Below are 11,958 nucleotides of genomic sequence, written 5' to 3' on the forward strand. Positions count from 1 at the left end.
TGATGGCGCACTAGACTGACAGGTTGTTTGGCGCGTGAACCGGAACAACCTGGGCAGACCCGGGCTCCGACGGTGACCCGGACCGACTCCGGGAACGAGACGCGAGGGCCGATGGCAGCCACACCAGAGCGCGGTGAACCCGCCCTGCTCGACAGCGTGGAAACGCACGGGGTCGACCGTACGGAAGCCCCCGGGGCCGACGGCGCCGAGACGCCCGGACCCGACCGCGGAGAGGCGCCCGACGCACACCGTACGCAGGCACCCGACGCACGCCGTACGCAGGCACCTGCCGCCGGCCGTACGCAAGCACCCGACGCCGGCCGTACGCAGGCACCCGACGCCCGCCGTGCGCGGGCGGAGGCGGCGGAGCCGCACGAGGAGTCCGGCAAGTCCGCCCGCTTCTCCGCCGGGCCCGCGGCCCCGCCGCGCACCCTCGTCGACGTCTTCGAGGACTCCGTTCGGGCCCACCCCGACGAGCCGGCCCTGGACGACGGCACCGAACTGCTGACCTACCGGGCGCTCGCCGTCGAGGTCGACCGCCGCCGGCGCGCCCTGGTGGCCGCCGGGGTCGGGCTCGGCGACCGGGTCGGCGTCCGCGTGCCGTCCGGGACGAACGAGCTGTACGCGGCCGTCCTCGCCGTCCTCGCCGCGGGCGCCGCCTACGTGCCCGTCGACGCCGAGGACCCGGACGAGCGGGCCGACCTGGTCTTCGGTGAGGCCGGGGTACGGGCGGTACTGGGCGCCGGAGGCCGCATCGACGTCACCGCCCCCGCGGACGCCCCCGCCCCGGCCGCCGCGCCCGCGGTGGACGCGCGGCCCGGGCCCGGCCACGACGCCTGGATCATCTTCACCTCCGGCTCCACGGGCAAGCCCAAGGGCGTCGCCGTCAGCCACCGCAGCGCCGCGGCCTTCGTGGACGCCGAGGCCGCCCTGTTCCTCGCCGAGGAGCCGATCGGCCCCGGCGACCGGGTCATGGCGGGCCTCTCCGTCGCCTTCGACGCCTCCTGCGAGGAGATGTGGCTGGCCTGGCGCCACGGCGCCTGCCTGGTGCCCGTACCCCGCTCGCAGGTGCGCAGCGGCGCCGACCTCGGCCCCTGGCTCGTGGACCAGGAGATCACCGTGGTCTCCACCGTGCCGACCCTGGCCGCCCTGTGGGAGCCGGAGGACCTGGGCGAGGTCCGGCTGCTGATCTTCGGCGGCGAGGCCTGCCCGCCCGAGCTGACCCAGCGCCTGGTCACCGAGGGCCGCGAGGTCTGGAACACGTACGGCCCCACCGAGGCCACCGTCGTCGCCTGCGCCTCGCTGCTGACCGGCGAGGAGCCGATCCGGATCGGCCTCCCGCTGAACGGCTGGGAGCTCGCCGTGGTCGACGAGTCCGGGGAGCCGGTGCCGATGGGCGGCAGCGGCCAGCTCGTGATCGGCGGCGTCGGCCTCGCCCGCTACCTCGATCCGGCCAAGGACGCCGAGAAGTACGCCCCGCTGGAATCCCTCGGCTGGGAGCGCGCCTACCGCAGCGGCGACCTGGTCCGCGCGGAACCGGAGGGGCTGGTCTTCCTCGGCCGCGGCGACGAGCAGATCAAGCTCGGCGGCCGCCGGATCGAGCTGGGCGAGGTGGACGCCGCCCTGCAGTCCCTGCCCGGCGTCGCCGGCGCGGCGGCCGCCGTCCGTACGGCGCGCGGCGGCAACCAGCTGCTCGTGGGCTACCTCGTCACCCAGGAGGGCTGGGACCACGCGGCTGCCGTGACGCGGCTGCGCGCCGAGCTGCCCGCGGCCCTCGTACCGCTGCTCGCCCCCGTCGACGAGCTGCCGACCCGTACGTCCGGCAAGGTGGACCGGGACGCGCTGCCCTGGCCGCTGCCCCACCTGGAGACCACCGGCCCCACCGAGCAGCTGTACGGCACCGAGGCCTGGCTCGCCGAGCAGTGGAGCGAGACCCTCGGCGTGGCCGTCTCCGGCCCCGCCGACGACTTCTTCGCCATCGGCGGCAGCAGCCTCGCCGCCGCCCAGCTCACCACCCGGCTGCGCACCCGCTATCCGAGCGCGGCCGTCGTCGACGTCTACCAGCAGCCCACCCTGCGCAAGCTGGCCCGGCGGCTGGAGAAGTCCGTACAGGACGACGGCGCCGCCCGGACCGTGGCGCCCGTACCGCTGCGGTCCCAGGTGGTGCAGTCGCTCCTGCTGCTCCCGCTGTACACCCTGGTCGGCCTGCGCTGGACCGTGGCGCTGCTGGCCCTCGGCAACGTCCTGCACACGTTCGGGGCCTACTCCTGGGCGCCGACCGCCTCCTGGTGGCTGGTCGCCGCCGGCGCGGCGCTGCTGTACAGCCCTCCCGGCCGCCTCGCCATCGCGGCCGGCGGCGCCCGCCTGCTGCTGCGCGGGGTGAAGGCGGGCCGCCACCCGCGCGGCGGGAGCGTGCACCTGAGGCTGTGGACGGCCGAGCGGCTGGCCGAGTGCGTCCGCGCGACCTCCCTCACCGGCTCCTGGCTGGAGCGCTACGCCCGCGCGCTGGGCGCCAAGGTCGGCCCCGAGGTGGACCTGCACTCGCTGCCGCCGGTCACGGGCATGCTCAAGCTCGGCCGAGGCTGCGCGGTCGAGTCCGAGGTGGACCTCTCCGGGCACTGGCTCGACGGGGACCGGCTCGTGATCGGCCCGGTCAGGGTCGGCGCCGGCGCGGTCGTCGGCACCCGCGGCATCCTCTTCCCCGGCGCGCGCGTCGGCAAGCGGGCCGAGGTGGCCCCCGGCTCCGCCGTCGTCGGACAGGTACCGACCGGCCAGCGCTGGGCGGGCGCGCCCGCCGGCAAGCTCGGCAAGGCCAAGCACAACTGGCCCGACCGGCGGCCGCCGCGTCCGCTCCACTGGCGCGCCGTGTACGGGGCGACCGGCTTCTGCCTCACCTCCCTGCCCGTGCTCGCCGCCCTGCCCGCCCTGCTCGTGGTGAGCCGGTTCGTGCCCGCCGGCGCCGGGCTCGGCGCGGCGCTGCGGGGAGCGCTGCTCGCCGTGGTGCCCGGGGCGCTCGCCTTCGGGCTCGCGTACGCGCTGCTGCTGCTGGTCTCCGTACGGCTGCTCAGCCTCGGGCTGCGGACGGGGAGCCACCCCACGCACAGCCGGATCGGCTGGCAGGCCTGGACGGTCACCCAGCTGATGGACCTGTCCCGGGAGACGCTCTTCCCGCTGTACGCCGGCCTGATCACCCCGGTGTGGCTCCGCCTGCTCGGCATGAAGATCGGCCGGGGCGCCGAGGTGTCCACCGTGCTCGCCCTGCCGAGCCTGACCACCGTCGGCGAGGGGGCGTTCCTCGCCGACGACACCCTGACCGCCCCCTACGAACTGGGCGGCGGCTGGATGCGGATCGGACACTCCGAGATCGGCCGCCGCGCCTTCCTCGGCAACTCCGGGATGACCGCGCCGGGCCGCAGCGTGCCCGACGGCGGGCTGGTCGGCGTCCTGTCCGCGACCCCGAAGAAGGCCAAGAAGGGCAGCTCGTACCTGGGCCTCCCGCCGGTCCGGCTGCCGCGCTCCGCCGCGGACTCCGACCAGAGCCGTACCTACGACCCGCCCGCGCGGCTGCTGTGGGCGCGCGGCCTGGTGGAGCTGTGCCGGCTCGTCCCGGTGTTCTGCTCGGCCGCGCTGGCCGTCCTGACGGCGGCGGCGCTCTGCGCGCTCATCACGGCGGGCCCGGGCATCTGGGCGACCGCGCTGCTGTCCGGGGCGGTCCTGCTGGCCGCTGGCTTCGCCGCGTGCGGGGTCTCGGTGGCCGCGAAGTGGCTGCTGGTGGGACGGCACCGGGCCGGGGAGCACCCGCTGTGGAGCGGCTTCGTCTGGCGCAACGAACTGGCCGACACCTTCGTCGAGGTACTGGCCGTGCCCTGGCTGGTCGGAGCGGTGCCCGGCACGCCCCTGCTGTCGCTGTGGCTGCGCGGTCTCGGGGCGCGGATCGGCCGGGGCGTCTGGTGCGAGAGCTACTGGCTGCCCGAAACGGACCTGGTGGTGCTGGGTGACGCGGTCAGCGTGAACCGGGGCTGCGTGCTCCAGACGCACCTCTTCCACGACCGGATCTTGAGGACGGATACTGTGGTCCTCCGCGAGGGCGCCACCCTGGGCCCGGGCGGAATCGTCCTGCCCGGGAGTACCATCGGGGCCCGCAGCACCCTGGGTCCCGCCTCTCTCGTGATGGCCGGGGAATCCGTCCCCGCCGACACCCGCTGGCTGGGCAATCCGATCGAGGCGTGGCGGTCCTGAGCGGCGGCCCCGGGGCGGTCCCGGACCCGGTCCGGTACGGCCCGGGCCCCGCTCCCGGGCGGTCCGCGGAGTCCGGGTACGGCAGCGGCGACCAGGAAACACCGGCACACCGGCACACCGGCACGTCGTACGAGCACAGCGCAGGGAGCGGAAGCGGCAGTGAGCGGCCAGAAGACAGCGGTATCGGACCCGTACTTTCCGGCCAACGGCGACCCCCGTTACCGCGTGCACCGGTACGAACTCGCTCTGGAGTACCGCCCCGGCCCCAACCGGCTGGCCGGCACGGCCCGGCTCAGTGCCATCGCCGGCCGGGCGCCGCTCATCGAGTTCCACCTGAACCTGGCCGAGTTCAGGGTCGGCCGGGTCCTGGTGAACGGCCGGGCCCCGCACTACGCCCACCGGGGCGGCAAGCTCCGCGTCCGGCCGACCAAGCCGCTGCCCGCCGGCGCCGCCTTCACCGTCGAGGTGCAGTGGGCGGGCAACCCCAAACCCGTGCGCAGCCCGTGGGGCGGCATCGGCTGGGAGGAACTCACCGACGGCGCGCTGGTGGCCAGCCAGCCGGTCGGCGCGCCCTCCTGGTACCCGTGCAACGACCGGCCCGCGGACAAGGCCTCGTACCACATCTCGGTCAACACGCCGTCCCCCTACACCGTGGTGGCGGGCGGCCGGCTGCTCACCCGCACGACGCGGGCCAGCACGACCACCTGGGTGTACGAGCAGTCCGCGCCGACCTCCAGCTACCTGGTCGGCCTGTCCATCGGCATGTACCAGACGGTGCTGCTCGGCGAGCCCGGGCTCGGCGGGGTGCCACAGAGCGGCCACGTCCCGGCGCACCTGCTGCCCCGCTTCTCGCGCGACTTCGCCCGCCAGCCCGCCATGATGCGGCTGTTCGAGGAGATCTTCGGCCCCTACCCCTTCGGGGAGTACGCCGTCGTCGTCGCCGACGAGGAGCTCGACGTCCCGGTCGAGGCCCAGGGGCTCTCCCTGTTCGGCGCCAACCACGTGGACGGCGTCCGCGGCTCGGAGCGGCTGATCGCCCACGAACTCGCGCACCAGTGGTTCGGCAACAGCGTGACCATCGCCGACTGGCGCCACATCTGGCTGAACGAGGGGTTCGCGAAGTACGCCGAATGGCTCTGGTCGGAGCGCTCGGGCAGCCGCACGGCCCACGAGCTGGCGGCCACCGCCCACCGGCTGCTGTCCCTCCAGCCGCAGGATCTGCGGCTGGCCGACCCGGGCCGCAAGCTGATGTTCGACGACCGGCTCTACCAGCGCGGCGGCCTCACGGTGCACGCGGTCCGCTGCGCCCTCGGCGACGAGGCGTTCTTCCGCATGCTGCGCGAGTGGGCCTCCGTGCACCGCCACGGCGTGGTGACCACCGCCGGCTTCACCGCCCACGTGTCCCGCTACGCGGCCGAGCCGCTGGACGACCTGTTCGCCGCCTGGCTGTACGAGCCGTCCCTGCCACCGCTCCCGCCGCCGCCCTCGGCGGCTCCCGTACCGCCCCGGATACCGGCGAGGCCCGGCTACCCGCCGACCCCGGGCGGCCCGGCGGGGCTGGGCCGGGTGTGACGGGCGGCTCCGCCCCGGGCCGCGGGGGTGGTGGTCAGCGGGCGTACGAGCCCGGGCCGATCGGGCAGAACACGTACTGGTTGATGACGGATCCGTTGAAGGTGTGGCGGTAGGAGAACGCGTACTGCGTCTTCGGGGTGTCGTCGCCGGAACAGAACAGGACGAACCCGGCCGGACGGCCCTGAAGTATGTCCGGCGCACCTCCGCGGACGCGGGTGTTCCGTCAGGGGGCGGGAGGAAAGGGGGCCCGAGCGGCCGCCGTTGCTCCCGCGTCACGTCCCGGTGATCAGGTGAGTGCGGTCACCAGCTCCGTGTCCGGTGCTGTCCGGCCGCGGCGGTTGTGGTGCGGGGCGGTGGGGGGAGTGGGAGGCGCGGTTGTGGTGGTTGCGGGGGGTGTGGTGTCGGTGAGGAGGGTGATGAGGGTGGTGCGGGCGCGGGCTACGCGGGAGCGGACGGTGCCGATGGGGCAGTTGATGGTGGTGGCGGCTTCGGCGTAGGGGAGGCCGAGGAGTTGGGTGAGGATGAAGGCTTCGCGGCGTTCGGGGGTGATGGTGGTGAGGAGTTCGGCGAGGGCGATGCCGTCTTCGAAGCCGGGGATGTCGCGGTGCTGGGTTTGTTCGGCGGCGGTCTGCCAGTCGTGGTGGTGGGAGAGTCTGGGGCGGGCGGCTGCGTGGCGGAGGCTGTCGATGACGGTGCGGCGGGCGATGGAGAGGATCCAGGTGCGGGCGGAGGAGCGGCCTTCGAAGCGGTGGAGGCTGCCGAGTGCGCGGAGGAAGACGTCTTGGGTGAGGTCGTCGGCGGCTTGGGTGTCGGCGCTGAGGTAGGCGACGTAGCGCCAGACGTCGCGGTGGAGGGCGCGGGCGAAGCGGTCGGCTTTTTCGGGGTCGCCGTCGCGGGCGTCGAGGGCGAGGCGGGTGGTTTCCGCGTCGGAGTCGGGGGTGTGCCGGAGCGGTTTGTCGCCGGTGGGGTGGTGCGGGGCCGTCGTCAGGGCAGGGGTCATCGCCACAGGTCCTTTGGTGCAAGGGGGGTGTCCGGCGTCGCGCGCGGGGTGCGGGGCCGGTGAAGGGGGTACGGCCCGCCGTGGGGCGGGGCCGATGCCCGAGGCGCGGTGGACGGGAGCCGTCGGTGTGCGCTCGGGGAGCCGGCTGTCAGGTGACAGCGGTTCCCGTCGGGGGACCCCGTGAGGTGATGGCGTGGACGAGGAACAGCCGCCGCGGCGCGCGGCCTTGGCGCGGCCGCCGGACGAGGACGCGGGGCCGGTGCGGTGTGGCGGCCCGGCCGAACAGCAGGAGCAGCGGGGCCCGGAGCCAGCCCGCGAGCGCGCGCAGCACGCGGAACGCGGCCTGCTCCCCGTACGCCAGCCACAGGCCGCACAGCACCGCGGCCAGCAGGTGCGCGGCCAGCATGCCGGCCGGCGACATGCCGCCCATGGCGTGAGCGCCGGCCGGCAGCGCGTCGGCCGCCGCCGTGGACGCGTGGCCCGCCGCCTCGTGCAGCGCGTGCCCCACCGGGGTGCCGGACTCCGGTACGGCGGTGAGTACGGTCCCCGGCGGCGGCAGGGACACGTGCCGGCCGAGCCCGGCCTCGGTGACGACCCTCAGGGCCTCGTCGGGGGTCAGGTCGACCGCGGCGCCCCCGCCGCAGGTGAGGTACTCCGCCCACTGCCGGGCGAACGAGGTCCCGGAGGACAGGGAGGGGTGGACCACCGACTGCGCCAGCGAGAACAGCGCGTGCAGCAGAGCCTGCACGGCCACCGCCGCGGCGGTCACGGCCGCGGGACCGCGTTCCCGTCCGGCGAGCGCCCAGGCCGTCGCCACCGTGCCCGCGAACGCGGCGGACACCGCCCACCAGGGCACGGCCGCCCCCGACATGAGGAGGTGGCCGGTGGCCGCGAGCAGCACGCAGAGGGCTGCGAACATCGCAGCCCGTACGGCTCGGGAACAGTGGCCTGGCGTCATGGCGGTCCATCCTCGCACCGGTGTTCCGGGCGGAGCGACGGGGTGCGCACTTCCCGACAAGTTCTCCCGTACGCCGTTGACGGGACGGCCCGTTCACCCGATGGGACGGCCCGTTCGCGCTGGTCACAGCCGGTTCCCGCGAGGTCGCGGCCGATTCCCGCGAGGTCACGGCCGGTTCCCGCGATGTGGCGGCCCGTCCCCGTGTGGTGTGGCGCAGGGCACAACACGCGGAGGGAACTCGTCCGGGCCCGCAACCGACTGCCTTCCCGGCCGTGTTCGACATCTGGTGACGGGAGAGATCTGTGGCGACAGAAGGGGAGGCGGCGACGGCCGCGCCGCCGAAGGGCGACGACCGGCCCACCCGGCAGCTGACCGCGCTGCTCACCTGCGCCATGGCGTTCTCGATGCTGCAGCTGTTCGTCCTCGGGGCGCTGGGACCGCGCGTCGTGGACGCGTTGGGCATGACGCCCGCCCTGCTCGGGCTGACGACCACCCTCGGCTTCGGGACGGCCGCCGTGCTGTCCCCGGCCGGCGGCCGCATCGTGGACCGGATCGGTCCGCGCCGCTCGCTGGTGGTCCTGCTGCTGGTGTCCGCCGTGGCGCTCGCCCTGATCGGGGCCGCCCCCGGAACCGGTCTGCTGCTCGCCGCGGTCGCGCTGGGCGGCGTACCGCAGGCACTGGCCAACCCGGCCACCAACAAGGCGGTCCTGGCCGGAGTCCCGCCCGCCCGGCGGGGTGCCGTGACGGGCCTGAAGCAGTCCGGGGTGCAACTGGGCGCGTTCGTGGCCGGGCTGCCGCTCGTGCTGCTCGCGGGCGGTATCGGCTGGCGCGGCGCCGTGTGGACGGCGTCCGGTGCGGCGCTCCTGGCCGGGCTGTGGGCGCTGCGTACGCTGCCGGCGGACCCGCCGCCGCCCGCGGCCGGGCCGCCCGCGTCGCTCGTACCGAGGGGGATGGTGGCCTGGCTGGCCGTCTTCTCGCTGTTCCTGGGCGCCGGGATCGCCTCGGTGAACACGTATCTGGCCCTCTTCGGCGTCCGCCGGCTGGGGATGGGGCCGACGACGGCCGGGGTACTGGTGGCGGTCCTGGGCGTGGCGGGGATCGTCGGCCGGGTGGCCTGGTCAAGGGCGGCCCGGCCCGGACGGGCCGAATGGCTGCCGGGCGCGCTGGCGTGCGGCGCGATCGGGGCGGCGCTGCTGCTGGCCGCCGCCGTGTCCACGAGCCGGCTGGTGTGGGTGGGAGCGGTCGCCGTCGGGGTGTTCGCCGTGTCCGGGAACGCCGTCTCCATGGTGCTGGTCGTGCAGCGGGCGGCGGCCGGCCGGGCCGGACAGGACTCGGCGCTCGTCGCGGCCGGGTTCTTCGCCGGATTCGCCCTGGGACCACCGCTGTTCGGCCTGCTCGCGCAGAGCGGGAGGTACGGGCCCGGCTGGATCCTGGTGGCCGCCGAGTTCGCGGCGGCGGGCGTCGTCGCGTTCCTCTGGGCCGTACGGGACCACCGCAAGGTACCGGCGTGAGCGCGGCGCCGGCGCCCGCCGCGCACTGGGCCGACGGCGCGCTCGCGGCCGTCATGGAGCGCGTGGCGGCCACCGAGGCGGCCGTCGGCACCCGCTTCCCCCTGTACGCGGACCCCGAGGACGGGCGGTGGACGACGACCGGCCGCGGCTCGTGGACCGGCGGCTTCTGGACCGGGCTGCTGTGGCTGCGGGCGCGGTACACCGAGGACTGGGCCGACCGGCGGACCGCGGCCGCGTGGACGGCCCGGCTCGTACCGTGGGCGGAGGCCGACACCGCCACCCGCGGGCTGATCTTCTGGTACGGAACCGCGCCCGCCGGTCCCGACGGGCGGGCCGCCGCGCTCCGGGAGCGGGCCGCCCGCGCCTGCCTGGCGGCCTACGACCCCGAACTCGGCCTGCTGCCCTGGGGCGGCGCGCTCGGCGGACCGCGCCTGCTGGCCCGGGCGGACGGCGTACCCGGTACGGTGCCGCTCCTGGCCGGAGCCGGACCGCGGGGGGCGGCGGCCGCCGCCGCACACCTGCACCGGCACCTCGACCTCTGCCTGGGCGAGGACGAGGGTGAGGTCGGCGCGAGGGGGATCGGAGGCGCGGCGGGGACCGGCGGGTCGGTCGGGACCGGCGGGTCGGCCGGCGGTGCGACCGGGGCCGGCGGCGCGGCCGGCTCCGGGACCGGCGTCCCCGGCGGCGTCCCGCCCGCGCGCCCGCACCCCGCCTGGAGCTTCGATGCCACCGCGGGCTGGCGGCCCTGCGAGGACCCGGCGCCGGGCTGGAGCCGGGGACGGGCCTGGCTGCTCCTGGCGGTCGCCGACGCCCTGCTCCGCCCCGGTGTCGCCGACGTCCGGCTCCGCCCCGGTCCCACCGGCGGCGCGGCCGCGCGGCTCGACGCGGCCGCCGGGCAGTTGCTCGCGGAGGCGGGGGTCCTGGCCGGGCGGCCCGTCCAGCCGGCGGACTCCTCCCGGCCGGACGGGCCGTCCGACACCTCGGCCGCCGCGATCACCGCGGTCGCCCTGCTGAAACTGGCGCGGGTGCCCGGCCCCCGGGCCGCGGCGTGCGCGGAGCGGGGGGAGGCGGTCCTGCGCCACCTCACGGAGGCCCACCTCACCGGCCGGGGGCCGGGCCGCCCGGCCGGGATGCTGCTGGACGGCTGTTACGACGCGGGGAAGGGCCTGGCGGTCCAACACGAGCTGATCTGGGGAGACTTCTTCCTGGCGCTGGGGCTGGCCGCACTCGTCGGCGCCGTCGACCTCACCCTCGTGTAGCGGGCACCGTCGACCTCACGCCGGTGTAGCGGGGCCCGCCGGACGGGGCCTGCTCACGCTCGCGGGGCGGACCTGCTCACGCTCGCGGGGCGGACCCGCTCACGGCCGCGGGCCCCGCTCACGCCCGCGGAGCGGACCCGTCGCCGTAGCCGCGCAGGACGCGGCGGGCCACCGAGGTGACGTGGAGCTCGTCGGGGCCGTCGAGGACACGGGCCGCCCGTCCGCCTCGGAAGAGCGCGGGCAGCGGGGTGTCCGGGCCGAGCCCGGCGGCGCCGTGCACCTGGATCGCGGAGTCGGTGACCCGCTGGAGCATGCGCGCCGCCGCGACCTTCGCGAGCCCCACCTCGGTACGGGCGTCCTGCCCGGACGCGATCAGGGCGACCGCCTCGTGGACGAGGGGGCGGGTGGTGCGCAGCGCGAGCAGGGCGTCGAATACGTGCTGCTGGACCAGCTGGTGGTCGGCGAGCGGCCCCCGGGAGCCGCGGCGGGTGGCGGCGCGCTCGCACAGGAGGTCGAAGGCGCGCTGGGCCTGGCCGAGCCAGCGCAGGCAGCGCAGGGTGCGGCCGAGCTGCAGCCGTTCGCCCGCGATGTCCAGGGCGCCGCCGGGCGCGCCGAGGAGGTGGTCGGCGGGCACGCGGACCCGGTCGAACTCGATCTCGTACTGGCCCGCGGCTCCGAACACGGGGAGTTCCCGGACCACGCGGAAACCGGGGGAGCGGGTGGGCACGGCCAGCAGGGAGAGCCCGTGGCGGTCGCCGGGGGCCCCGCCCGTGCGGGCCATGACCGTCACCAGGCCGGCGTCGGCGGCGCCGGAGGTGAACCACTTGCGGCCGGTGACGAGCCAACCGCCGTCCGGCCGCGACTCGGCCCGGGTGGCGGTCAGGAACGGGTCGGTGCCGGGGACGTCCGGCTCGGTCATGGCGAAACAGGTCCGCAGCTCTCCCGAGACCAGCGGCTCCAGGTACGCGCGGACCCCCGGACTCCCGTGGCGGGCCAGCATCGTGACGTCGAGCAGCGGGGCGGAGCCCAGCGCCGCCGGGCCGTGGTCGCTGGCACCCTCCGCCTCGGCCAGTTGCGCGTACGCCCGGAAGTCCAGCCCGCCACCGCCCAGTCCGGCGGGGAGCGGCAGTGCCCACAGCCCCTCCTCCCGGGCCTCGTCGCGCAGGGCGGTCCGTACGGCGGCGGCCGCGGGCCCGCCGGCGTCCAGCACCTCCTCGCGCGGGACCACCCGGCCCGCGACGAAGCGGGTGATCCGCTTCCTCAACTCCGGCAGCGGAACCCCGGTTCGATCCGGGCCCGTCGTGCGGAGTGCGCTTGCGTCCGTCACTGTTTTTCTCCTCGTTCCCGGGAACCCGTGCGAACGGCTGCCCGACTGTCTGTCCGTGGAACTGGTCGGGCGCGGACGCGCCCGGGTTCCCG

The 11,958-nt window shown here is 76.0% G+C and carries 7 protein-coding genes; 4 read left to right on the forward strand and 3 right to left on the reverse strand.

The genetic code is table 11. The annotated features are described in order from the left end of the window. Positions 1-111: 111 nt before the first annotated feature. Together OTB16_RS11105 and OTB16_RS11110 are read left to right on the forward strand one after the other, a co-directional pair. Positions 112-4,239, forward strand: coding sequence for a Pls/PosA family non-ribosomal peptide synthetase (locus tag OTB16_RS11105; RefSeq protein WP_267719876.1), 4,128 nt, complete (start codon positions 112-114; stop codon positions 4,237-4,239). A gap of 159 nt (positions 4,240-4,398) precedes the next feature. Continuing rightward, positions 4,399-5,811: a M1 family metallopeptidase gene (locus tag OTB16_RS11110; protein ID WP_267719877.1), complete on the forward strand. Its 1,413-nt coding sequence runs from the start codon at positions 4,399-4,401 to the stop codon at positions 5,809-5,811. Between the two features lie 286 nt (positions 5,812-6,097). Here the strand turns inward: OTB16_RS11110 and OTB16_RS11115 are convergent, their stop codons facing one another. Together OTB16_RS11115 and OTB16_RS11120 are read right to left on the reverse strand one after the other, a co-directional pair. Further along, positions 6,098-6,811, reverse strand: coding sequence for a sigma-70 family RNA polymerase sigma factor (locus tag OTB16_RS11115; RefSeq protein WP_267719878.1), 714 nt, complete (start codon positions 6,809-6,811; stop codon positions 6,098-6,100). A 148-nt stretch (positions 6,812-6,959) separates the two neighbouring features. Continuing rightward, positions 6,960-7,769 (reverse strand): hypothetical protein, encoded by an 810-nt coding sequence (locus tag OTB16_RS11120; protein WP_267719880.1) that lies wholly within the window; start codon positions 7,767-7,769, stop codon positions 6,960-6,962. 302 nt (positions 7,770-8,071) lie between these two features. On the opposite strand from OTB16_RS11120, the gene OTB16_RS11125 reads away from it, so the two are divergent. Both OTB16_RS11125 and OTB16_RS11130 read left to right on the forward strand, forming a co-directional pair. Beyond that, the gene (locus OTB16_RS11125; RefSeq protein ID WP_420717668.1) at positions 8,072-9,280 is read left to right on the forward strand and encodes an MFS transporter; all 1,209 of its coding nucleotides are present in this window, start codon (positions 8,072-8,074) and stop codon (positions 9,278-9,280) included. Further along, the gene (locus OTB16_RS11130) at positions 9,277-10,539 is read left to right on the forward strand and encodes a sugar ABC transporter permease (RefSeq protein WP_267719881.1); all 1,263 of its coding nucleotides are present in this window, start codon (positions 9,277-9,279) and stop codon (positions 10,537-10,539) included. The genes OTB16_RS11125 and OTB16_RS11130 overlap by 4 nt, the downstream gene beginning before the upstream one ends. 118 nt (positions 10,540-10,657) lie before the next feature. On the opposite strand, the gene OTB16_RS11135 is transcribed toward OTB16_RS11130, so the two are convergent. Then, complete coding sequence (locus OTB16_RS11135) at positions 10,658-11,812, reverse strand: acyl-CoA dehydrogenase family protein (protein WP_420717675.1); 1,155 nt, start codon at positions 11,810-11,812, stop codon at positions 10,658-10,660. Between the last annotated feature and the right edge of the window lie 146 nt (positions 11,813-11,958).

Origin of the sequence: Streptomyces antarcticus (assembly GCF_026627255.1) — a bacterium.
Classification (GTDB): Bacteria; Actinomycetota; Actinomycetes; order Streptomycetales; family Streptomycetaceae; genus Streptomyces; species Streptomyces antarcticus.